Origin of the sequence: Clostridium sp. Marseille-P3244, assembly GCF_900120155.1 — a bacterium.
Taxonomy (GTDB): Bacteria; Bacillota; Clostridia; order Lachnospirales; family Lachnospiraceae; genus Mediterraneibacter.
In genome coordinates this window covers 2,331,501-2,354,618 of record NZ_LT635549.1, presented here as the reverse complement: position 1 = coordinate 2,354,618, position 23,118 = coordinate 2,331,501, and the positions used below count along the sequence as shown (strand labels likewise).

18 protein-coding genes are annotated in these 23,118 nt (G+C 49.6%); 14 read left to right on the top strand and 4 right to left on the bottom strand.

Going from position 1 to position 23,118, the window contains the following annotated elements:
• Window positions 1–8: 8 nt before the first annotated feature.
• On the bottom strand, window positions 9–521 hold the full coding sequence (locus BQ7367_RS13005) for a DUF4364 family protein (RefSeq protein ID WP_072525826.1): 513 nt from the start codon (window positions 519–521) through the stop codon (window positions 9–11).
• Window positions 514–1,464: a tRNA modification radical SAM protein MnmL/YtqA gene (locus BQ7367_RS13000; protein ID WP_072525825.1), complete on the bottom strand. Its 951-nt coding sequence runs from the start codon at window positions 1,462–1,464 to the stop codon at window positions 514–516. Before BQ7367_RS13000 ends, BQ7367_RS13005 begins: the two co-directional genes overlap by 8 nt.
• 138 nt (window positions 1,465–1,602) lie before the next feature.
• Here BQ7367_RS13000 and BQ7367_RS12995 point away from each other — a divergent pair, with 138 nt between their 5' ends.
• The gene (locus BQ7367_RS12995) at window positions 1,603–2,775 is read left to right on the top strand and encodes an NAD(P)-dependent malic enzyme (RefSeq protein ID WP_072525824.1); all 1,173 of its coding nucleotides are present in this window, start codon (window positions 1,603–1,605) and stop codon (window positions 2,773–2,775) included.
• 251 nt (window positions 2,776–3,026) lie between these two features.
• On the opposite strand, the gene BQ7367_RS12990 is transcribed toward BQ7367_RS12995, so the two are convergent.
• Window positions 3,027–4,172 (bottom strand): transposase, encoded by a 1,146-nt coding sequence (locus BQ7367_RS12990; protein ID WP_235837530.1) that lies wholly within the window; start codon window positions 4,170–4,172, stop codon window positions 3,027–3,029.
• A 440-nt stretch (window positions 4,173–4,612) separates the two neighbouring features.
• On the opposite strand from BQ7367_RS12990, the gene rho reads away from it, so the two are divergent.
• The 8 genes from rho (at window position 4,613) to hisC (ending at window position 12,490) form a co-directional block, all read left to right on the top strand.
• Window positions 4,613–5,962 (top strand): transcription termination factor Rho, encoded by a 1,350-nt coding sequence (gene rho, locus BQ7367_RS12985; RefSeq protein WP_072525823.1) that lies wholly within the window; start codon window positions 4,613–4,615, stop codon window positions 5,960–5,962.
• Between the two features lie 90 nt (window positions 5,963–6,052).
• The gene (gene rpmE, locus BQ7367_RS12980; protein ID WP_072525822.1) at window positions 6,053–6,253 is read left to right on the top strand and encodes a 50S ribosomal protein L31; all 201 of its coding nucleotides are present in this window, start codon (window positions 6,053–6,055) and stop codon (window positions 6,251–6,253) included.
• A 151-nt stretch (window positions 6,254–6,404) separates the two neighbouring features.
• Window positions 6,405–7,319, top strand: a complete 915-nt coding sequence (locus BQ7367_RS12975; RefSeq protein WP_072526217.1) for a DUF1385 domain-containing protein — start codon at window positions 6,405–6,407, stop codon at window positions 7,317–7,319.
• Window positions 7,316–8,242 carry a peptide chain release factor N(5)-glutamine methyltransferase gene (gene prmC, locus BQ7367_RS12970; protein ID WP_072525821.1) on the top strand — a complete coding sequence of 309 codons (927 nt, stop codon included), beginning with the start codon at window positions 7,316–7,318 and terminating at the stop codon, window positions 8,240–8,242. The genes BQ7367_RS12975 and prmC overlap by 4 nt, the downstream gene beginning before the upstream one ends.
• A complete protein-coding gene (gene prfA / locus BQ7367_RS12965) occupies window positions 8,235–9,305 on the top strand; it encodes a peptide chain release factor 1 (RefSeq protein ID WP_072525820.1) in 1,071 nt (356 codons plus the stop codon). The genes prmC and prfA overlap by 8 nt, the downstream gene beginning before the upstream one ends.
• A 5-nt stretch (window positions 9,306–9,310) precedes the next feature.
• Window positions 9,311–10,210, top strand: coding sequence for a DUF2156 domain-containing protein (locus BQ7367_RS12960; RefSeq protein WP_072525819.1), 900 nt, complete (start codon window positions 9,311–9,313; stop codon window positions 10,208–10,210).
• A 5-nt stretch (window positions 10,211–10,215) separates the two neighbouring features.
• Window positions 10,216–11,412 (top strand): pyridoxal phosphate-dependent aminotransferase, encoded by a 1,197-nt coding sequence (locus tag BQ7367_RS12955; protein WP_072525818.1) that lies wholly within the window; start codon window positions 10,216–10,218, stop codon window positions 11,410–11,412.
• A gap of 13 nt (window positions 11,413–11,425) precedes the next feature.
• Entirely contained in the window at window positions 11,426–12,490 is a 1,065-nt protein-coding gene (gene hisC, locus BQ7367_RS12950) for a histidinol-phosphate transaminase (protein WP_072525817.1), read from the top strand.
• 93 nt (window positions 12,491–12,583) lie between these two features.
• Here the strand turns inward: hisC and BQ7367_RS12945 are convergent, their stop codons facing one another.
• Complete coding sequence (locus tag BQ7367_RS12945; protein WP_072525816.1) at window positions 12,584–13,429, bottom strand: DUF368 domain-containing protein; 846 nt, start codon at window positions 13,427–13,429, stop codon at window positions 12,584–12,586.
• 162 nt (window positions 13,430–13,591) lie between these two features.
• On the opposite strand from BQ7367_RS12945, the gene BQ7367_RS12940 reads away from it, so the two are divergent.
• From BQ7367_RS12940 to BQ7367_RS12920, 5 genes are all read left to right on the top strand, one after another.
• Window positions 13,592–13,966, top strand: coding sequence for a hypothetical protein (locus BQ7367_RS12940; protein ID WP_072525815.1), 375 nt, complete (start codon window positions 13,592–13,594; stop codon window positions 13,964–13,966).
• A gap of 115 nt (window positions 13,967–14,081) precedes the next feature.
• Window positions 14,082–15,137, top strand: a complete 1,056-nt coding sequence (gene ispG, locus BQ7367_RS14855) for a flavodoxin-dependent (E)-4-hydroxy-3-methylbut-2-enyl-diphosphate synthase (protein WP_072525814.1) — start codon at window positions 14,082–14,084, stop codon at window positions 15,135–15,137.
• The gene (locus BQ7367_RS12930) at window positions 15,125–19,723 is read left to right on the top strand and encodes a PolC-type DNA polymerase III (protein ID WP_072525813.1); all 4,599 of its coding nucleotides are present in this window, start codon (window positions 15,125–15,127) and stop codon (window positions 19,721–19,723) included. The genes ispG and BQ7367_RS12930 overlap by 13 nt, the downstream gene beginning before the upstream one ends.
• Before the next feature lie 277 nt (window positions 19,724–20,000).
• Complete coding sequence (locus tag BQ7367_RS12925; RefSeq protein ID WP_072525812.1) at window positions 20,001–20,699, top strand: isopeptide-forming domain-containing protein; 699 nt, start codon at window positions 20,001–20,003, stop codon at window positions 20,697–20,699.
• Complete coding sequence (locus BQ7367_RS12920) at window positions 20,692–23,040, top strand: LPXTG cell wall anchor domain-containing protein (RefSeq protein WP_072525811.1); 2,349 nt, start codon at window positions 20,692–20,694, stop codon at window positions 23,038–23,040. The genes BQ7367_RS12925 and BQ7367_RS12920 overlap by 8 nt, the downstream gene beginning before the upstream one ends.
• Window positions 23,041–23,118 lie beyond the last annotated feature (78 nt).

Genomic DNA, 23,118 nt, shown 5'->3' with positions numbered 1-23,118 from the left:
GAAAAAAGTTACAGGAGACTGGCCAGAAGAGAGGCGTAGATCTCCTGGCTTTTTGTATTCCAGCGGCTTGCGATGGCTTCGGCCTCTTTTTCGGTAGGTACGGTCAGCTTAAGATCGATCAGGCTGGCGCCGTTTTCCACAATCTGACACCGAACCTCGTATTCTTTATTTGTTGTCAGGTAATAATCTGATTTTACAGAGGCTTCTTCCTTCAAGTCATACTGTTTTTCCTTTAGAAAATTATCAATATCCTTTCGGATAGGCTCGGAAATCTTTTTACTGAAATAGTGGATGGTTTCAGCCCCGGCCTCTGTGAGATGATAAAGTGTCCGGTTGTGCGTAGTTTCTGTCTGGATCAGTCCGGACTGTACCAGCTCAGAGAGCGCTTCCTGCAGTTTAAAGTAGGTGGTGTAACCCTCATCCAGCACAAATTCCGAGATCTGTGAGGTTGTGAGAGGAAAGTCTACTTTATTCAGCATATACAGAATGATCAGTTTATAAAGTGTAAATGTCTCAGCCATAATACTCCTTTCCCTGCCAGATGTCATTTTCTTTCAGATACTGATGCAGACGGTTCAGTACAGTGCGCTTGGCCCTGCTCCATTGAGGCGCGATGAGAAGGTCCTTGGGGCCGTCGCCGGTAAGCCGGTGGATGACAATGTCAGGCCGTAACCGGGCGATACATTTCCCCAGGAGGCGGATGTATTCCTCCATATCAGGTATATGGAAAGGGGAGTCTTCATATATGCGGGCAAGATCCGTCCCCTCCAGTACATGGAGCAGCTGGAGTTTGATCCCCTGGATGTCACGGCGGTTCAGGCAGTCAATGGTTTCCAGCATCATCGCTTCCGTCTCTCCGGGAAGGAAAAGGATCACGTGAACGATTACAGTGATGCCGGCATCCCGGAGCCGCTTTACGGCATGATCAAATACTTCCAGATCGTAGCCTCTGCGCAGGAAACGGGCAGTCTCTTCATGGGCGGTCTGCAGACCCAGTTCAACCCAGACCGGTTTGATCCGATTCAGGCGGGTCAGAAGCTCCAGCACATCGTCTTCCAGGCAGTCCGGCCTTGTGGCGATGGAAAGCACCTGTACCTCCGGATCTTCCATGGCCTCAGTGAAAATTTTTCTCAAATACGGCACCGGAGCGTAGGTGTTCGTAAATGCCTGAAAATATGCGATATAAGAACGGACAGGCCTCTTGCGGAGAAGCTGAGCTTTCCCTTCCTGCAGCTGCCCGGAGACAGAGAGGGCTGAATTCCCGGCAAAGTCTCCGGAGCCCTTCGCACTGCAGAAGATACACCCTTTTGTCCCGATCTTACCGTCCCGGTTGGGGCAGGACATCCCTCCATTCAGAGTGATTTTGTAGACTTTTTCACCAAACTGCCGTCTCAGTTCACAGTCCAGCGAGTGGTAGGGCCTTCCGTCCCATTTCTTCTTTTTCAGCTCCTGATTTTCTGCCATTTTTCTGTTCCTTTAATTGATTCTCAGACCATCATACCATCTTTTTTCCCGACTTGACAAGGGCACGCAGGAATTGTATTCTTATTTACTGGTAGCATTTAGGAATAAGAAGTATTTCAACTGTATGGAGGCTTAGTTATGGATTATGCAAAAGAATCTTTAAAATTACACTATAACTGTAAAGGAAAAATTGAAGTAACGCCGCGGGTGGCCGCGGACAGCGAAGAGGCTCTGTCTCTGGCCTACACTCCCGGAGTGGCTCAGCCCTGCCTGGAGATCCAGAAAGATGTCAGCAAGAGCTATGAACTGACCCGCCGCTGGAATACCGTTGCCGTGATCACTGACGGAAGTGCCGTGCTGGGACTGGGAGATATCGGACCGGAGGCAGGTATGCCGGTAATGGAAGGAAAATGTGTCCTTTTTAAAGCTTTCGGCGATGTGGACGCGATCCCGCTGTGCATCAGAAGCAATGATGTCGATGAGATCGTAAACACTGTGGCGCTGCTGGCAGGAAGTTTCGGAGGCGTGAACCTGGAGGATATCAGCGCGCCCCGCTGCTTTGAGATCGAGAAGAAGTTAAAAGAGCGGTGTGACATTCCGGTCTTCCATGATGATCAGCACGGTACGGCAGTGATCACTCTGGCAGGTCTGCTCAATGCTTTGAAGCTGACCGGAAAGAAGATCGAAGATGTGAAGATCGTTACCTGCGGCGCCGGCGCTGCGGGGATCGCTATCATCCGTCTGTTGTGCGCGGTGGGAGCAAAAAATGTGGTCATGACAGACCATACTGGAGCGATCTACAAAGGAAGAGAGAATCTTAATCCGATCAAAGAGGAAATGGCAGAGATCACGAATAAAAACTGTGAGAAAGGAACCCTTGCGGAAGTGATCCGCGGAGCAGATGTGTTTATCGGCGTTTCCGCGCCTGGTACGATGACAAAAGAAATGGTGCAGTCTATGGCTTCCGATCCGATCATATTCGCCTGCGCCAATCCGACACCGGAGATCTTTCCGGATGAGGCAAAGGCAGGGGGAGCAGCTGTCGTCGCTACCGGGCGGAGCGACTTCCCAAATCAGATCAACAACGTACTGGCATTCCCGGGAATCTTCCGCGGAGCTCTGGATGTGCGGGCTTCCGACATCAATGACAAGATGAAGATCGCGGCTTCTTACGCACTGGCAGATCTTGTGAAAGATGACGAGCTGAGCGCAGACTATATCCTTCCGCCGGCATTTGATCCGCGCGTAAAGGAAGCAGTGGCCAAGGCAGTGGCTCAGGCAGCGAAAGAAAGCGGAGTCGCAAGAATATAATCGCGATTGGGGACGTAGTAAAATGCAATTTTACTACGTCCCCAATTCGATTTCACCCTGTCCCAAATCCGGGTTCACCCTGTCCCTTATCCTCTTGAGTTTCCGCAGATTGTACTAAAAAGATGAGTATGTCTTTCTAAAGTACCAATCTGCCCATTTTTTGAGAGATTTAGAATGGCAGCACCGAGAGTAGAGGCACTTTTATAAGCCCCGCCGGAACCGGGCTTTGGGAGACATATACTTTTATCTATTCAGGCGGTCAGCTTAAGGCAGAGTTGACGGTATGTCGGACGCTTTGTCCTGTACCAGAGCCGGATGCCCTCTTTGGCATGTGACAGTATGCCGGAGATGCCTTTTGCCAGCCGGTAATAGCAGAAACTGACTTTTTCCTTGATCGGGTCTGCTTCCTGTATGATTGAAACTTTCAGGGCGTTTGTCTCAGGACTTAATTCTTCCTGAGCTAAAAATGCCATGGCTAAAGTAATATAAAAGTTAAGCGCATTAATGGCTTCCAGTTTTCTTACACGGAAATTTTCAAACTGATAGGTCTGCTTTTTACAACGGAAATATTCCTCGATCCGCCATCTGGAAAAATAAGTTCTGGCAATGCGGATCACATCATCCTTTGAACGGATCTCTTTGTTTGTAGCCAGCATCATGGGATGTTCCGTGATCCCATAGACCAGGACCAGATAAATATTTTTCCGGGAGGCAGTGATCTGAACTTTTACGTGGGAAAGATATGCGGTATGCTCTTTTCCCTTATAGAAAACATCCGCTTTTACTTTCCCTTTCCTCCGATTCTGCAGTTCCGTTGCCTTTGTCCATTTGTTGTGATAAAGAAGTTTCCGGTTGGATTTCAGGCGGATCACGTAATCCTGCTTCAGATGGTCGAGGATGAGAAAGATCTTATTGTCATCATAACCGCGGTCCATAACAAAGGTGGCCTTTCCGAAAAGAGCAGATGCCTGTTTGATCGCATCAAATGTGATGGTATTTACAGATTTATAGTCCTTCTCAACAGAAGAATGGATCATGGAAAAAACACTGACAGGATGCTTGTTGGCAGTCAGGACACAGGCCTCTGTTACATGGTATCCTTTTTTATAAACACTTTTCGTCTGTGTGCTTTCAGAACCATCGCGAACGATACCAAGAGCTTCAAACTGTTTTCCATCTGGTTTTACGATATCACTTTCATCAATGAGGACCACTGGTTCAGAGGGAACGAGTCTCTTTACGGTGTGGAGATAAGAAGCGGCAGCAGAAGCCGGCGTTCCTTCCGAAAGATGATTTGAAAGCCGTTTTACAGTATTCACCTTATGTACCGTTTCATGAAGCTGGTCGGAAATATCAGTGAGCAGACAGCTTCTGGATGCCAGAATGCCATAAACCATATCTGCTGTGAACTTCCGATCTGGTTTCGAAAGTCTGCGGGAGATTTTATTAGTAAAAGTCAAAATTTTTCTTTTCAAACGGTAGGTAATTGATGTAGAATTAGCCATAAGGAATCCCCTTTCTTTTTGTTTAGTAAGGTTTTTGTTTTGCAGCTTAATTTTACATCAAAAAGGGACAGGATTCCTTATATTTTGGCCATTTTTTGAAAGTTGTGGATAACAAAACGCAGCAGATTTGTCTGAGGGAATAATTCTGCGGAAACTCAAGCTTATCCTATCTTGACAATGCTACAATTGAAATGTATAATAATCCCATATTTAATGCAAGTTATCGATTTTAAGTCTATTCAGACAAGAATTCCCGAAGCATTTTATACCAGTTTACAGTAATGAGTGGCAGCACTCAATGTTCAGCAATGTTTTTTTGAAAGGAAAGTATCATGACGAGAGAAAAGTATGAATCGTTGCCGCTGGCAACACTGAGAGACCTGGCGAAAGCAAGGAAGATGAAAGGCGTTTCAGGTCTGAAGAAGGGGGAACTGATCGATGCCATGCTTGCCCTGGATGAACAGGAGGAGCAGAAGGAGGCCGCTTCAGAGGCGAAAGAAGAAGTCCGGGAAGAGTTGAAGGAAAAGAAGGCCGAGACAGATATTGAACAGCTGGACAGCGGGTGCACTGCAAATGGGATCCTGGAAGTCATGCAGGATGGTTTCGGGTTTATCCGGAGTGATAATTATCTGCCGGGAGAAAATGATGTGTATGTGTCACCGGCCCAGATCCGCAGATTCGGATTGAAGACCGGAGATATTCTGACCGGGAATACCAGGGTAAAGACCCAGGGAGAGAAGTTCAGTGCCCTTCTGTATGTATCAACGATCAACGGGCTTCGCCCGGCGGAAGCCATGAAGCGCAAAAATTTTGAAGATCTGACTCCGATCTTCCCCAACAAGCGGATCCGTCTGGAGACGCCGGGCAGCAGCACAGCCATGCGGATCATGGATCTGGTATCCCCCATCGGGAAAGGGCAGAGAGGAATGATCGTTTCTCCTCCGAAAGCAGGGAAGACCACGCTGTTAAAAGAGGTCGCCCTGTCTGTTCAGAAGACAGAGCCCCATATGCATCTTCTTATCCTTTTGATCGATGAGAGACCGGAGGAAGTGACGGATATCAAGGAAGCCATATCCGGTCCCAATGTGGAAGTGATCCATTCTACCTTTGATGAGCTTCCCGAGCATCACAAGCGGGTGTCAGAGATGGTGATCTCAAGGGCAAAACGGCTGGTAGAGCACGGAAAAGACGTAATGATCCTTCTGGACAGCATTACTAGGTTGTCCCGCGCATATAATCTGATTGTTCCGCCATCAGGAAGGACTCTTTCCGGAGGCCTTGATCCGGCGGCGCTCTACAGTCCCAAGCGGTTTTTCGGAGCGGCGAGAAACATGAGGGAAGGCGGAAGTCTGACAATCCTGGCAACAGCGCTGGTGGATACGGGAAGTAAGATGGATGATGTGGTATATGAGGAGTTCAAAGGCACAGGAAATATGGAACTGATCCTGGACCGCAAGCTTCAGGAACGCAGAGTATTTCCGGCCATCGATATCCCGAAATCCGGGACCAGGCGGGAGGATCTTCTTCTGAACAGGGAAGAGCAGGACGCGATCTACATCATGCGCAGGGCCATGAACGGTATGAAGTCCGAAGAGGCTGTGGACAATCTGCTGAATATGTTCACCCGGACGAAATCCAACGCAGAGCTGGTACACCAGGTGAACCGGCAGAAGTTTATCTAAAAAACTATTGCAAAAAAAAACATGTTATGATAGAATAAAAAAGCTGTTTAGAGATTATAATTAGTATTTTAAAATAGAGAGGTGAAAATCATGCGCGAGGGAATCCATCCAGAATATCATCAGGCAACAGTGACCTGTAACTGTGGAAATACATTTGTAACAGGTTCTACAAAGGAAAGCATCCACGTTGAGATCTGCTCCAAATGCCATCCGTTCTATACAGGACAGCAGAAAGCAGCACAGGCACGCGGTCGTGTTGACAAGTTCAACAAGAAATACGGTATTAAATAAGAACAGACACATCAGGCTGGGGTGGAAGCATCTCAGCCTGTTTTGTAACGGATGATCAGCGATGCCTGGCCTTTTTGAAGAGAAAGGTCAGGCATCGTTCGTGACAAGAACAGAAAGACAAGTCAGAGAACGAAAGGAGCAGGGAGGGATCATGAAATCATCGAATATAGGCGGGCAGGCGGTCCTGGAAGGCATTATGATGCGGAACGGCGGGAAATATTCCGTGGCCGTGCGCAAACCGGACGGGGAGATTGCCGTGGAGGTGAAGGAGTATCACAATGTGATCCCTTGGAAGGCACCCCTGAAAATCCCATTTATCCGCGGGATATTTAACTTTGTGGATTCCCTGGTCGTGGGAATGAAGACGCTTACGTATTCTGCCTCCTTCTATGAGGAGGAAGAAGAGCAGGAGATGACAGAGAAAGAGGCGGCGAAACAGGATAAAAAGGACAGCCTGTTCATGACTCTGACCATCGCTGCGGCTGTAGTGATCGCGGTGGCGCTTTTTATGGTGCTTCCGTATTATCTGAGCAGACTGGTGGAGATGTATACCTCATCCCGTACAGTGGTGATTATTTTTGAAGGCGTGATCCGGCTGGGGATCTTTCTGCTCTATATATTCCTGATCTCCAGGATGAAAGATATCAAACGGACGTTTATGTACCATGGCGCGGAACACAAGTGTATCAACTGTATTGAACACGGGCTGGAGCTGAACGTGGAGAACGTGCGGAAGAGTTCCAAACAGCACAAACGCTGCGGCACCAGTTTCCTGTTTTTTGTAATGATCGTGAGTATTATCTTCTGCTTCTTTATTACGGCAGAGTCGCAGGTCATGAGAGTTCTCCTCCGGATCCTGCTGCTGCCTTTGATCGCGGGCGTGTCCTACGAGATCATCCGTCTGGCGGGAAGAACGGACAATGTTTTTATAAATGTCCTGAGCCAGCCCGGTCTCTGGGTCCAGAATATGACCACCAAAGAGCCGGACGACGACATGATCGAGGTGGGGATCCGGGCTGTGGAGGAAGTCTTTGACTGGCGTACCTGGCAGAAGGAGAACCTATGACGCTTAAGGAAGCTTACAGACAGGGAAGAGACAGGCTTTCGGACGCGGGGATCCCGGAAGCGGATCTGGACGCGTGGTATCTGCTGGAACAGGTGACCGGCATCTCCCGGGCCCGCTATTACGCGGATCCCGAAAGAGAGATCCCGGAAACGGATCACAGCCGTTATGCGGCGTACATTGAACGGCGGGCCGGGCATGTCCCCCTGCAGCATATTACCGGAAGCCAGGAATTTATGGGACTGAAGTTCCGGGTAAATGAACATGTGCTGATCCCTCGCCAGGATACCGAGATCCTGGTGGAAGAAGCGCTGAAGATCCTTCGGGAGGAAGGGCTTCCCATGCAGGAAGGAAAACTGCGCGTTCTGGATCTGTGCACCGGCTCGGGCTGCATCCTTCTCAGTGTGCTTTACTGGATGTCTCAGGATAAGAACAGGGATCTGGAGATTCGGGGAATCGGGAGCGATCTGTCAGAAAAGGTGCTGGAAACAGCGGCGGAAAATGCGGCTGCCCTGGGGATCCGGGCGGATTTTGTACGAAGTGATCTGTTTCAGGATCTTGGCGGAAAGTTTGGCATGATTTTGTCCAATCCGCCTTATATCAGGACGGGAGACATCGACGGGCTCCAGGAAGAAGTAAGGCTTTATGATCCGCGGGCTGCTTTGGACGGCGGAGAAGACGGGCTGTACTTTTACCGGAAGATCATCAGAGAGAGCCGGGAGTATCTGGAGCCGGGGGGATATCTGATGTTTGAGATCGGATGGGATCAGGCAGAGGAAGTATCGGCGCTGATGCGCGCGTCCGGCTATGCTAGGATCCGGGTGAAAAAGGATCTGGCAGGGCTTGACCGTGTAGTGTACGGCGTGTATAGTGGAAGAGTGTTGTCAAAAGAGAAGAGTATAGAAAAGGAAGAGGAATATGTTTGACAGATTGGAGGATCTTCTGATCCGGTATCAGGAAGTGATGGGAGAACTGCAGGAGCCCGGAGCCGCGGACGATCAGGAACGTTTCCGCAGGCTCATGAAGGAGCAGAGTGACCTGGCTCCTATCGTGGAAGCATACACCGAGTATAAAAACTGTAACCAGAATATCGAGGACAGCCTTGCCATGCTGGAGGATGAATCAGACGAGGAGATGCGGGAGCTGGCAAAGGAAGAGCTGAATGAATCCAAAAAGAGAGTGGAGGAGCTGGAACAGGAGCTGAAGATCCTGCTCCTTCCGAAGGACCCCAACGACGACAAGAACGTGATCGTTGAGATCCGCGCGGGGGCCGGCGGTGATGAAGCGGCGCTTTTCGCGGCGGAGATCTACCGGATGTATGTCCATTACGCCGACAGCAGGAGATGGAAGACGGAGCTGATCTCTCTGAATGAGAACGGCATCGGGGGCTTCAAGGAGTGCGTGTTCATGATCACAGGTCAGGGCGCCTACTCCAGACTGAAATACGAGAGCGGAGTTCACCGTGTCCAGAGGGTGCCGGAGACGGAGAGCGGCGGCAGGATCCATACATCCACCGTTACGGTGGCGATCATGCCGGAAGCGGAGGAAGTGGATGTGGTTATCGATGAGAAGGACATCCGCATCGACGTGATGCGCGCCTCCGGAAACGGCGGGCAGTGCGTCAACACCACAGACTCAGCGGTGCGTCTGACCCACTATCCTACCGGGATCGTGATCTACAGCCAGACCGAGAAGTCACAGCTCCAGAACAAGGAGAAGGCGTTCCGGCTGCTCCGCTCCAAGCTGTATGACCTGGAGCTTGAGAAGCAGCAGGCCTCCGAGGCGGAAGCAAGGAGGAGCCAGATCGGTACGGGGGACCGTTCCGAGAAGATCCGGACTTACAACTTCCCCCAGGGACGTGTGACAGACCACCGGATCAAGCTGACGCTGCATAAACTGGATTCGATATTGAACGGCGACCTGGATGAGATCATAGACAGCCTGATCGCGGCGGATCAGACCGCGAAGCTGGCGAAGATGGAGGAGTGACAGCGATGACAGAACCAGTATTTAAACGGCCGGAACTGGAGGACAGGGATCTGATCACTGCTTATTTTTCAAAGGCGCCCAGCCGGAGCTGTGAACGTACTTTTGTAAATGTGTACCTGTGGTCCAGACACTATAAAGTAACTTATGCTGTGATCGAAGACGCCCTCGTCTTTCGAAATGAAGGAGATCTTCTGGCGTTTTCCTATCCTGCGGGAGAGGAGAAAAATATAAAGAATGCCCTGGAGTTCCTGATGGAGTACTGCAGGGAGAATGCCTGTCCCTTCATCCTGTACAATGTGACTCCGGAGATGTTCGCCCAGCTGGACGGATGGTATCCGGGACGGTTTACAGTAGAGTATAACCGGGATGTGGCGGATTATGTGTATGAGTCGGAGAAACTGGCGAGTCTTGCGGGGAAAAAACTTCATGGAAAGCGCAATCATATTAATAAATTCAAGGCCCTGTATCCGGACTGGACTTATGAGGCATTGAACGATGACAACGTGGAAGACTGTTTCCAGATGGCGCTGAAATGGAGAAACCAGAACGGCTGTGAGGAGGATCCCGATAAGAACGCGGAGATGTGCGTGACGCTGAATTCTCTGCGGCTGTACAAAGAGCTGGGGCTCAGGGGCGGTGTTCTTAAGATTGGCGGGAAGATCGTAGCTTTCACGCTGGGAGAACCCCTGTGCGAAGACACGTTTGTCGTGCATATCGAGAAGGCGTTCCCGGATGTGGAAGGGGCGTATCCCATGATCAATCAGCAGTTTGTCCAGCACGAGTGTACAGATTATAAATATGTGAACAGAGAAGAAGACACCGGGGCAGAGGGGCTTCGGAAAGCAAAGCTTTCCTACAGGCCGGTGTTCCTGGAGGAAAAAGGAATCGTAAAAGAAACGGAGTGAGAGAGATGATATCAAAGAAAATGCAAAATATGGTTGCAAACAGTTCCGCGATCCGGGCTATGTTTGAGGAAGGAAACCGGCTGGCAAAGCTGTATGGAGCGGAAAACGTATATGACTTCAGCCTGGGCAATCCCAATGTGCCCGCTCCGGATTCCGTGAAACAGGCGATCATTGAGCTTCTGAATGAAGAAGATCCGGTAGTCCTTCACGGATATACCAATAGCAATGCCGGATATGAGGATGTCCGCCAGGCGGTGGCAGAATCATTGAACCGGCGCTTCGGGACGAGCTTCGGGGCCCACAATATTACCATGACCGTGGGAGCGGCAGGAGGACTGAACGTGATCCTGAAAGCTCTGCTGAACCCGGGAGATGAAGTGATCGTGTTTGCGCCTTATTTTGGAGAATACAGGAGCTATACGGACAATTATGACGGCGTGCTGGTGGAGATCTCTCCGGACACAGCCACATTCCAGCCAAAGCTTGATGAATTTGAGGCAAAGATCACGCCGAAAACGAAAGCCGTGATCGTCAATACGCCGAACAATCCCACAGGAGTCGTCTACTCGGAAGATACGATCAAAAAGATGGCTGCCGTCATGGAGAAAAAGCAGAAAGAGTTCGGAACGGACATTTACCTGATCTCGGATGAGCCCTACAGGGAGCTGGCCTATGACGGGGTGGAAGTGCCTTATCTGACGAAATACTATGCCAATACGGTAGTGGGTTATTCCTACAGCAAATCCCTCTCTCTTCCGGGAGAGCGTATCGGATATCTGATCATTCCCGATGAGGCGTCCGACAGCGGGGATCTGATCGCGGCGGCAAATGTGGCCACCCGTATCCTTGGATTTGTAAACGCGCCGACCCTTCAGCAGAAAGTGGTGAAGGCCTGCTTAAATGAGAAGACAGACATCTCCTTCTATAACAGGAACCGGGAGACATTGTACAATGGACTGAAAGATCTGGGATTTGAATGTATCCGGCCGGAAGGGGCGTTCTATCTCTTTGTGAAATCTCCGGTAGCCGATGAAAAGGAATTCTGTGCCGCAGCGAAAAAATACAATATCCTGATTGTGCCGGGAAGTTCTTTCGGATGCCCGGGATATGTCCGGATCGCGTACTGCGTCGCCCATGAGACGATCGTAAACTCCCTTCCGAAATTTGCCTCACTGGCAGAAGAGTACGGACTGAAGAACTGAGGGAGGAAAATCAATGGCAGTCAGACCAGAACTTCTGAAAAATATCCGCACAGTGGATCCCTATGTGCCGGGAGAACAGCCCCGGGGAAATGTAGTTAAGCTAAATACCAACGAGAATCCGTATCCGCCTGCCCCCGGGGTGAAAGCGGCGCTGGACTCTCTGGATCCGGCGGATTTCCGTCTGTATCCGGATCCGGCATCCAGTGTGCTGGTAAAGGCGCTGGCAGAGAATTACGGCGTGGGGGAAGATCAGGTGTTTGTGGGGGTAGGATCCGATGATGTGATCTCCCTTTGTTTCCTGACCTTTTTCCATTCGGGAAAGCCGATCCTGTTCCCGGATATTACCTATTCCTTTTATAAAGTCTGGGCCGGCCTGTACCGGATTCCGTACGAGTGTCCGGCGCTGGATACGGATTTCCGTATTGTCAGGGAAGACTATTACCGGGAAAACGGAGGAATTATATTCCCCAATCCCAACGCGCCGACAGGAATTTATGAAGAACAGGATTTTATAGAGGATATTCTGGAACATAACCGGAATTCGATCGTGATCGTGGATGAAGCTTATGTGGATTTCGCCGGCAGATCTGCCATGGATCTGATCGGAAAATATGACAACCTGATCGTGACCCAGACTTTTTCCAAGTCCCGGAGCATGGCCGGCATGAGGATCGGATATGCCGTTTCCAATCCGGATCTGATCCGGCGGCTGAACGATGTAAAATATTCCTTCAATTCTTATACCATGAGTCGGGCGGCTCTGGTCTGCGGGGCAGCCGCAATAAAGGACAGGGACTACTTTGAACAAAATATCCGCAGGATCACAGAGACAAGAGAACATGCGCAGAAAAAACTTCGGGATATGGGATTTTTGTGTACGGAGTCAAGGGCAAACTTTCTTTTTGTCCGCCACCCGCACCGCGACGCAGAGCAACTTTTTGAAGAGCTGAAGGCGGAGCGGATTTATGTGAGACACTGGAAAGAGGAAAGGATCGGGCAGTATTTGAGGATTACGGTGGGCACAGAAGAGGAGATGGATCTGCTGTTTGATTCTTTAAGAAAAAAATACTGTAGATAAAAAGGACAGAGCCAGGATCTGTCAGAAAGAGAGCCAGGGCTCCGCGACCGGCCGGTGAGAATACCGGCAGTCTGCGGAAGCCCTGTTTTGCTTTTACTCCACTTGGACGCGGCTGTTAAATCTGTCCAGAGCAAGGGCGCAGATGATGCCGACTACGATGCAGATCAGGTTGACAAAAGCGCTTCCTGCCGACAGAAAACTGTCTACAGGTATGATCATGATCGTAGCCGCAATGACAATGCCGACGATACCATGGAACGCGATGGAATAGTGACGGTCAAAAAGAGCGTTGATCGCTTTGGCCAGCAGGATCACAGTGACAAGGGCCCCGATTCCGCCTGGAACCAGGATCGCCATATCAAAGTGTCCGATCCCGTCTACAAAAGGAGTGTACAGCCCCAGTGGCATCAAAAGTGTAGAAAAACTCATGCCCGGAGCGATAACGCTTAAGGCGAGGCAGAATCCGCAGAACAGATACCAGAAAAAGTTTGGCACGATCTCCACGGATGTCATGCGCAGCCCGATGAGGAGCACGAAGATAAAGCACATGCAGACCATCAGGGAGATCCAGGAACCTTTTGACCGGCCCTGTTCACTTGCTTCCCGGAAGAGTGAGGGCAGCATGCCGCCGATCAGTCCGATAAAGAGACAGACAGACGGATCCGGATATTTATTCAGGAAGTAGGAAAGAATATTTGCCACACCCAGAAAGCCGATGATGCCTCCGATAAAAACAGGAATAAGCTTCGGTACATGGGTCCTGAAATTTTTAAACGGATTGGACAGAAGCTCCATGATCGGTTTATAGATGCCGAAGATCACACTCAGAACACCGCCGGATATGCCGGGGAGTACGGCTCCGAGACCGATCAGCGCGCCCTGGATGATCCGGTACAGGAACTGCAGGGGATTGAAAGTGTTGGTTTGTTTTTTTAACATATGTTCGTAAATCCTTTCCTTTCTTCATATACTTATTTTAAAGACCATAGTATTTATACTATTTTTTCACGATTTTTGCAAGAGTGGGCTTGCCTTTTCGAACGTTGACAGTCCCGTATGAATTTCGTATAATGAAAGACAGAAAAAGAAGGGAAATATTCTATGATTCTGGAAAATAATGAGGAAAAAAGAAGTACACTCTGGCGGACCGTTCTGAGCGTGTCCTCCGTTCTGATCATCATTGTGGCCGTGTTTTTTATCGCCAAGCTTTTTACGGGAAATCCTCTGGAGGGGACCTGGGTCAGCGAGGACAACGGCGCCGTGATGGAGATCAGGGATGACGGAGAGCTGGTCGTGGATGAAGGGACCGGATCGGACAATATCATGGTGCAGTATACGGTGGACACCAGGACAAAGGTATTCACTGTATATTCGGAGGGAGATCTGGCAGGGTCTTACGACTATAATCTGGAGAGAAATACGCTGACGCTTACTGAGCGGGAATATGGGGATCAGATGGAATTTACGCGCAGATAGACGTCTGGCGGACGTATTCTGCAGAGATCCGGACAGAAGATCCGGATGACAGCTTGGAAGATCAGGAAGAGTTCCGTTTGCGGAACTCTTCTGTTGTAATCAGGAGGATGACGGTATGTACAGAGACAAGACCAGGGAGATCGCTGTCGGAAATGTGAAGATCGGCGGAGGAAACCCTGTGGCTATTCAGTCCATGACGAATACGAAGACTGAGGATGTAAAGTCCACAGTGGCGCAGATCCTCAGGCTGGAAGCGGCGGGATGCCAGATCGTCCGGTGCGCGGTGCCCACCATGGAGGCGGCACACGCGCTCCGGGAGATCAGAAGGCAGATCCATATCCCACTGGTGGCAGATATTCATTTCGATTATCGGCTGGCGATCGCGGCCATTGAGAATGGCGCGGATAAGATCCGGATCAATCCGGGGAACATCGGATCGGAAGAAAAAGTCAGAGCAGTTGTGGACAAGGCCCGGGAGTACGGCATTCCCATCCGGGTGGGCGTCAACAGCGGTTCTCTGGAGAAGCATCTCCTTGAGAAATACGGCGGTGTTACAGCAGAGGGACTGGTGGAGAGCGCAATGGACAAAGTCCATATGATCGAGGAGATGGGGTATGACAACCTGGTGGTCAGCATCAAATCTTCGGACGTGATGATGTGCGTGCAGGCCCATGAGCAGATCGCCGAGCAGTGCGTCTATCCTCTTCACGTGGGGATTACGGAATCCGGGACAGTATATTCCGGAAATGTAAAGTCCTCCGTAGGGCTGGGGATTATCCTGCACGAAGGAATTGGCGATACGATCCGTGTCTCCCTGACGGGAGATCCGGTAGAGGAGATCCGGACCGCGAAGCTGATCCTGAAGACACTGGGGCTGAGGAAGGGCGGCATCGAGGTTGTGTCCTGCCCCACCTGCGGAAGGACGAAGATCGACCTGATCGGTCTGGCAAAACAGGTGGAGAAAATGGTGGAAGACATCCCGCTGGACATTAAAGTCGCCGTCATGGGATGCGCGGTAAACGGCCCGGGAGAAGCCCGGGAGGCGGACATCGGGATCGCCGGAGGCATCGGGGAGGGCCTTCTGATCAAAAAAGGACAGATCATAAAAAAGGTAAAGGAAGAAGAACTTCTCGACACTCTCAGACAGGAGCTGTTAAATTGGAACAGGTAAAGAATGACAGGATATTTTTTCAGGTGTTTCCCACTCTGAAGGTGGAAGAAGATACCCGGATCCTCTTTTCAGATGTGGAAGTCAGGAAGATCACGACCAATTCGCGCCGTGATTTTCTTCACGTGTACATATACAGCCGCCATCTGATCCAGAAGAAGCAGATCCGGCAGATGGAACAGCGGATCAAAGAACAGTTGTTTGGCAGGAGTCCCGTGGATGTAGGAATCGAGGAGGAGTATGCCCTTTCCGGGCAGTACACGCCCCGGACCCTGATGGAGGAGTACCGGGACAGCATCCTGATGGAGCTTAAGGAGACCAGCATGCTGGCTGCCAGTATGTTCGCTCAGGCGGAGATCCGGTACGGGGAGGATAACGTGGTTTGTCTGGAGCTCATTGACACTGTCGTTTCCGAGGGGCGAAAGGATGAGATCCTGAATTATCTGAACCGGCTTTTTAAAGAGCGGATGCACATGGACGCGGATATCCGCGTGACCTACCGGGAGCCGGATGGAGAAAGCACGAGAGAGTATGAGGAACAGCGGATCCGGCAGGAGATCGAAGCCATTTTTGCCCACAGCTTGGGGCATGGTGAGACGTCCGGTTCTGGTACGGATCAAAATACTCCGGAAGATGGAGGAGAAGATATCGGCGGGAATCGTACCGGGAATCTCTCCGTTGAGGCAGGAACGAAGGGAGCCGGCAGTGCCGCGGGTACCTCCGCCGGGACAGGCGCTGCGGGGAGAAACGGCAGAGGCGGGAAAAATGCAGGAAGGGGTTCAGGGAAGGGGACTTTCCGCAAGAAAGAAGCCTATCGTCCGCTTAAGACCGGGAACGATCCGAATCTGATCTACGGAAGAAGTTTTGATGACGAGCCGATGCCTCTGGAACAGATCGTTTCAGAGATGGGGGAGATCACTGTCCACGGCAAGATCATCCGGTTTGAGACGAGAGAGATCCGCAACGAAAAGACCATCATCATGTTCGCGGTGACAGATTTCACAGATACCATCATGGTGAAGATGTTTGCGAGGAACGAACAGCTCCCCGATCTGCTGGGCGAACTGAAGAAAGGCGCTTTCGTCAAGATCAAGGGAGTCACCACTATAGACAAGTTTGACGGAGAGCTTACCATCGGCTCGGTGACGGGCATCAAAAAGATCGGAGACTTTACAGTTACAAGAAAAGATCTAAGCCCGGTGAAGCGGGTGGAACTGCACTGCCACACGAAGATGAGCGATATGGACGGAGTATCCGAAGTGCAGGATATCGTGAAGCGGGCCCACGACTGGGGACATCCGGCCATTGCGATCACGGACCACGGAGTGGCCCAGGCATTTCCGGATGCTAATCATTATATCGAGAGACTGGATAAAGACGATCCATTTAAGATCCTCTACGGAGTGGAGGGATATGTGGTGGACGATCTGACGGAAATCGCGGTGAATGCGGGAGGGGAAACTCTGGATGACACCTATATCGTATTCGATATCGAGACCACCGGGTTCAGCTCGATCCGTGACAGGATCATTGAGATCGGCGCGGTGAAAGTCGCAGACGGCAGGATCGTGGACCGGTTCAGCACATTCGTAAATCCGGAGAGGCCCATTCCCTTTGAAATCACCAATCTTACCGGGATCACGGACGAGATGGTGCTGGACTCCCCGCCGATAGAAGAGGTTCTGCCACAGTTTATGGAATTTATCGGCAAAGGCGCCCTTGTGGCCCATAATGCCGGGTTTGATGTGGGATTTATTGAGCAGAACTGCAGGCTTATGGGACTGGATGATCATTTTGTATACGTGGATACAGTCGCTCTGGCACGGGTGCTTTTGCCCACTCTGTCAAAGTATAAGCTGAACGTAGTGGCCAGGGCGCTAAATATTTCCCTGGAGAACCATCACCGGGCGGTGGACGACGCCGGGGCCACGGCGGAGATTTTCGTAAAATTCGTGGAGATGCTGAAGAAAGAGAACATCACCACCCTAAGAGAGGTCAATCAGTATGGCGGGCGGAATGTAAACGCGATCCGCAAGATGCCCACACACCATATCATTATCCTGGCGAAGAATGATATCGGCAGATATAATCTGTATCAGCTCATTACAGAGTCTCATCTGACCTACTACGCAAGGCGGCCCAGGATCCCGAAGAGTCTGCTGAACGAACACCGGGAAGGGCTTCTCATCGGAAGCGCCTGCGAGGCGGGAGAGCTGTATCAGGCAGTGCTGGAGAAACGGTCACCGGAGCAGATCGCGCGGCTGGCGGATTTTTATGACTACTATGAGATCCAGCCTCTGGGGAACAACCGATTCATGATCGACAGTGACCGGACGCCGGATGTGAACTCAGAGGAAGACTTGAAAAATATCAACCGGGAGATTGTGGAACTGGGCGAGAAGTTCGGAAAGCCGGTGGTGGCGACCTGTGACGTTCATTTCCTGGATCCGGAGGATGAAGTATACCGCAGGATCATCATGGCCGGCAAAGGGTTTGATGACGCGGACAACCAGGCGCCTCTGTTTCTGCGCACCACCGAGGAGATGCTGGAGGAATTTTCCTATCTGGGAGCGGCGAAGGCCCGGGAGATCGTGATCGACAATCCGGTGAAGATCGCCGGGATGGTGGAGAAGATCTCGCCGGTGAATCCCAACAAGTGCCCGCCGGTGATCGAAAATTCGGATCAGGAGCTGAGAGACATCTGCTACCGCAGAGCCCACGAGATGTACGGCGAGGATCTGCCGCCGCAGGTGTCAGAGCGGCTGGAGAAGGAACTGAACTCCATTATATCCAACGGCTATGCGGTGATGTATATCATAGCCCAGAAACTGGTGTGGAAATCCAATGATGACGGATATCTGGTGGGATCCCGTGGCTCCGTGGGCTCCTCCTTTGTGGCCACCATGGCCGGGATCACAGAAGTGAATCCGTTAAGCCCCCATTATTACTGCAAAAAATGCCACTACAGTGATTTTGAGTCCGAGGAAGTCCGCGCTTACGCGGGAGGCTGCGGATTCGACATGCCGGACAAAAACTGCCCGGTGTGCGGGGAGCCGCTGGTAAAGGCCGGGTTTGACATTCCATTTGAGACGTTCCTGGGATTCAAGGGAGACAAGGAACCGGACATTGACCTGAACTTTTCCGGTGATTACCAGGCGAAAGCACATAAATATACGGAAGTCCTGTTTGGGGAAGGACATACATTCAAGGCGGGGACCATCGGAACGCTGGCTGACAAGACTGCCTACGGCTATGTAAAAAATTATTATGAAGAGCACGGACAGCGCAAGAGGAAATGCGAGATCGACAGGATCACGGCGGGGTGTACCGGGATCCGCCGCAGCACCGGACAGCACCCGGGCGGCATCGTAGTGCTGCCCCACGGACACAATATCAATGAGTTCACTCCGGTGCAGCATCCGGCCAATGACATGGACTGCGGGATCATCACCACGCATTTTGACTACCATTCCATCGACCATAACCTGCTGAAGCTGGATATCCTGGGCCATGATGATCCGACGATGATCCGTTCCCTGGAAGATTACATCACATCGGACGCCATGGACAATGAGTATAATAAAGATCATCCGTTCATCGCCACGGAGATCCCGCTGGACGACAAGCAGGTGATCGAGCTGTTCCATGGAACAGAAGTGCTGGGGATCAAGCCGGAGGACATTGACGGATGCAGGCTGGGATGCCTGGGGATCCCGGAGTTCGGCACGGACTTTGTCATCCAGATGGTGGAAGATACAAAGCCGCAGACTCTGTCTGACCTGATCCGTATCTCCGGATTGTCCCACGGGACCAATGTGTGGCTCGGAAACGCTCAGGAACTGGTGAGGAGCGGGAAAGCGACGATTTCAACCGCGATCTGTACCCGTGACGATATTATGATCTATCTGATCAACCAGGGCGTGGAGAGCGCGCTTGCCTTTACCATCATGGAGAGCGTGCGGAAGGGAAAAGGACTGAAGCCTGAGTGGGAGGAGGCCATGAAGGCCCAGGGCGTGCCGGACTGGTATATCTGGTCCTGCAAGAAGATCAGCTACATGTTCCCGAAAGCCCACGCGGCGGCCTATGTTATGATGGCCTACCGCATCGCTTACTGTAAGATCAATTACCCCCTGGCTTACTATGCGGCGTATTTCAGTATCCGCGCGGACGCGTTCTCCTATGAGATCATGTGCCAGGGCCGCGACAAACTGGAATATTATATGAAAGATTACAAAAAGCGCAGCGACACCCTCAGCAAAAAAGAGCAGGATGTCATGAAGGATATGAGGATCGTCCAGGAAATGTATGCCAGAGGGTTTGAGTTCCTTCCGATCGATATTTACCGCTCAAAAGCGAAAATGTTCCAGATCGTGGACGGAAAACTCCTGCCGTCTCTGGCTACCATTGAAGGAATGGGCGACAGAGCCGCGGAAGCAGTGGAAGAAGCATCCAAGGACGGGCCATATCTGTCACTGGACGATTTCCGGCAGCGAACCAAAGTCAGTAAGACCGTGATCGACCTTATGCAGGAGCTGGGCCTGTTCGGCGGACTGCCCCAGAGCAATCAGCTGTCGCTTTTCGACCTGTAGGATATACTGCCAGGATTATAAGAGAGCAAGGTATGTAGAAATATGTACCCTGCTCTTTTTCTGCGCATTTTTGTTCTGTTTAAAAGAAAAAAGCGAAGGAGTGGAGACACAGATATAAAAGTCGAAAAAAGCAGAATCGTGTATGACGGTATTAAAAAGTAAACATTATAATCATATTGCAATTTATACCTATAAATGGTAATATAAAATACAAATGTAATTATATGCGTAATAATTAAAGGAACATGAGGGACAAGATTCCAAGTGGGAGATTGAGATGAAAAAATGGAAAATAGGATGGCATATTTTTGCCGTGACGCTGCTGCTGGCTATATTGAATGTGTTGCCTGTATCTGCGTCAGAAGAAATAGGACAAAAACAGGAGACAGGAAGCATCAGCCTGATCTTAAAGAATCTGGAAGCAGAAAATTCTTCCACAGAAGGCGTAGAGTTCAGCCTTTGGAAGGTGGGAACTGTAAATGAGTACGGGACACCGGTAATCGATGAAAGTTACGGGATTCCGGAATATCCACAGGACAGCCAGAGTCTGGATGAAGCTGCAGAGAAAATCGCGGATATGGTTCTGACAGAATCCGGGCAGCCAGACAGGATAGGAATAACGAATCAGACCGGTCAGGTTATCTTTGAAGAGGTTCAGACGGGAGTCTATCTGATCTGCGCAGAGGAGGACAATCCTTATGGAAGGATCGCGCCTTTCCTTGTGCAGCTGCCATATTGGGAAGAGGTAGAGGGACAGATGGAGGGACCCATCTATGAGGTGGTATCAGAGCCAAAGGCATCTCCCTATCCGGAAGAAGAGCCAGAAGAGCCTGCTCCTGACAAAGAAACTTCAGTACAGACAGGAGATGACACGCAGACCGGAGTCCGGGCTTTGATTCCTGCCGGTGCTGCGGTTGTGGCAGGAGCGATCCTTTTTATGAGGAGGCGGAGAAAGGAGGAAGGCGCAGATGAATAAAATGTTAAAGAAAATGCTGAGTGCTGTGCTGGCTGGAGCAATACTTCTTTCTCTTTCTACATGTGTTGTGCTGGCAGATACGGAACAAACTCAGGCAGATACTCAGAGCACAGAAAATGCAGAGGAACCGGAAGAAAATGATGCTTTGTCAGAACAGAGTCAGATTAAGAAGGAGGGGGAACCTGACAGCAACGTCAATATAACAGAACCATTGGCAGATGGTGTTAGCATCAGTTCCCCAGATGATCCCGAGCTGGTCAGCCTGGTACCTGATGCAAATTTCAGAAAAGCAATATATGACGCTTTTGAAGAATACGGATGGCTTGCTGGAAATCCAAATGATCCTCCGGAAACGGTGCAGGAAATTCTCGAAACTTATCAGGGCCCTATTGAGGCTGAAAAGAGCTTCAGTACTCCGGATTCGGAAAAAATAAAAAGTATAGAAGGTATTCAATACCTAAAAATTGCAACGACTGCTGATACAACTTATGAAATAGATTTTTATAACAATTTGATAGAGGATCTGACCCCTCTTATAAATGCCTGTATGGAAGACCCTTTTCATTTTGGAGGATATGTATATTGCACAGATATTGGGTCATGGAAATACCGTCCAGTTTCAATAGAGTTAAAAAATAACCCTATTCGTTGCTTTGCTAATGATGTTGAAGGCAAATATTTCGGTTATCTAGAAATAAAAGATTTAACCGGTAGTGATGTGACATATGTGGATCCGGCAGATCTGCAGTTTTACTATAAAAGAGAGGATACAGAAAGATATGACGGTTTCTTAAGGGTAGGGTTTGTTCAATATGATTCTATGGAACCAGACGCAGAGTATGTGACAATAGATTGGATACAGATAACAGCGGAAGGAGCCGGAAACGCAGATCTTTCTGAGGATGCCAAAATTATTGTTGAAAAGACAGCCGACGGGCCAAATAAAAATGAAAACATTGACGCGCGTTTTACAAATCTAACAAGGAGTTGCAGCCCTTTTATAGGAGCTGCTATGGATTTAGCCTTTCGTTCATGGAGTGTAAATGCAGAGTCGGGAATGGAAGCACCTAATGTAACATCCATGGCACCCATGCTTTTTCCTACATTTACGATTTTTGACAACGTGCAAATTTCCAATGGGAGCACCGGCAGCCTGCAGCTCAGAAAAATAGACGAACAGACAGGCGAGGCGTTGAATGGAGCGGTCTTTAGTCTGTATAAACAAAATGATACAGGAGAGGATGAACTGATTAGGGAAAATCTAGAGACAGCTACAAGAGAAGTAGAAGTCTATGATGAAGTGACTCAGGAATATAAAACAGAATCCTTGCCAGGTTATACAGAACGCTTGGATAATCTTGAGCCTGGTACTTATTATTTTGTGGAGACAAAAGCGCCTGAAAATTATGAATTAAATACAGAAAAAATTACAGCCACAGTAGGTGCAGCAGAACCTTATCTTTCAGGTGGAGAAAAGTCATTGGATTATGAAAGCGCCGATGGCAGCATAGTGCAGGCAGAGTCTCAAGAGAATGAAACATATGTAACTTGGCAGATGAGAGATGCAGTAGAGATATGTCTTAGTAATCTTATGGAAGATTTTTCGGATGATGAAGCAGAAGATATCGTTGAAAGTGTAGAAATCAATTATCACTCATTAGATGGCAGTCTTCAGCCAGTCGTAGAAGAATATGGAAGTATAGCAGAGGCTGAAAATGCGTTAAATACATATGTTCGGGATAATAAGATTACAGGGGCTGTTGAGATAAGTCTGACTTATAACAGAAATTCTCAATTTTTATATCAGTGTGTTACAGCAGAAAATACAAAAACGGAAGAACAGTTTTTTGACCTGCACCTCTTAAAAGAAGACAGGAGCAGTGGAGATGATCTTTCCGGGGCAGAATTTATGCTGTACCAGGGCGAAATGAATCAGAACCCTGTCCAGGACGAGCCGTATACCACAAATTCAGAGGGTGAAATTACAGTTTCAGACTTGAAGGAAGGTACTTATTATTTAGTAGAAACAAAAGCTCCCAATGGATATCAGCTGCTGGCTAATCCAGTAAAGATAGATGTTAGTTGGGATGGAGATACGATGGCAGTATCTGTTGACAACAAAGATATTACCTCAGAAGATCCAAAAGATCAGATTTATATTGTACGTGCGGCAGAATCCAATGATCAAATTCATATGAAAATTTATAATAGTAAGAATTTTTCCCTGCCTTTGACAGGAAGTGAAGGTGGATTTCTGATAATGGGAGGCACTCTGACGGCCTTGGCTACTTTGTTATTCATATTGTGGAAAATGGGAAAAAGACCACGGGCAGAAGAGTAAGAATTATGCGGCAACAGCCATATATTATGGAACTAATATAAAGAAGGAATGAATGCTCAGAAGAAAGTGAGGAGAAAG

Excerpts from the sequence above, each read along its gene's own strand:
- BQ7367_RS13005 (WP_072525826.1), bottom strand. The coding sequence starts at position 521 with ATGGCTGAGACATTTACACTTTATAAACTGATCATTCTGTATATGCTG.
- BQ7367_RS13000 (WP_072525825.1), bottom strand. The coding sequence starts at position 1,464 with ATGGCAGAAAATCAGGAGCTGAAAAAGAAGAAATGGGACGGAAGGCCC.
- BQ7367_RS12995 (WP_072525824.1), top strand. The coding sequence starts at position 1,603 with ATGGATTATGCAAAAGAATCTTTAAAATTACACTATAACTGTAAAGGA.
- BQ7367_RS12990 (WP_235837530.1), bottom strand. The coding sequence starts at position 4,172 with ATGGTTTATGGCATTCTGGCATCCAGAAGCTGTCTGCTCACTGATATT.
- rho (WP_072525823.1), top strand. The coding sequence starts at position 4,613 with ATGACGAGAGAAAAGTATGAATCGTTGCCGCTGGCAACACTGAGAGAC.
- rpmE (WP_072525822.1), top strand. The coding sequence starts at position 6,053 with ATGCGCGAGGGAATCCATCCAGAATATCATCAGGCAACAGTGACCTGT.
- BQ7367_RS12975 (WP_072526217.1), top strand. The coding sequence starts at position 6,405 with ATGAAATCATCGAATATAGGCGGGCAGGCGGTCCTGGAAGGCATTATG.
- prmC (WP_072525821.1), top strand. The coding sequence starts at position 7,316 with ATGACGCTTAAGGAAGCTTACAGACAGGGAAGAGACAGGCTTTCGGAC.
- prfA (WP_072525820.1), top strand. The coding sequence starts at position 8,235 with ATGTTTGACAGATTGGAGGATCTTCTGATCCGGTATCAGGAAGTGATG.
- BQ7367_RS12960 (WP_072525819.1), top strand. The coding sequence starts at position 9,311 with ATGACAGAACCAGTATTTAAACGGCCGGAACTGGAGGACAGGGATCTG.
- BQ7367_RS12955 (WP_072525818.1), top strand. The coding sequence starts at position 10,216 with ATGATATCAAAGAAAATGCAAAATATGGTTGCAAACAGTTCCGCGATC.
- hisC (WP_072525817.1), top strand. The coding sequence starts at position 11,426 with ATGGCAGTCAGACCAGAACTTCTGAAAAATATCCGCACAGTGGATCCC.
- BQ7367_RS12945 (WP_072525816.1), bottom strand. The coding sequence starts at position 13,429 with ATGTTAAAAAAACAAACCAACACTTTCAATCCCCTGCAGTTCCTGTAC.
- BQ7367_RS12940 (WP_072525815.1), top strand. The coding sequence starts at position 13,592 with ATGATTCTGGAAAATAATGAGGAAAAAAGAAGTACACTCTGGCGGACC.
- ispG (WP_072525814.1), top strand. The coding sequence starts at position 14,082 with ATGTACAGAGACAAGACCAGGGAGATCGCTGTCGGAAATGTGAAGATC.
- BQ7367_RS12925 (WP_072525812.1), top strand. The coding sequence starts at position 20,001 with ATGAAAAAATGGAAAATAGGATGGCATATTTTTGCCGTGACGCTGCTG.
- BQ7367_RS12920 (WP_072525811.1), top strand. The coding sequence starts at position 20,692 with ATGAATAAAATGTTAAAGAAAATGCTGAGTGCTGTGCTGGCTGGAGCA.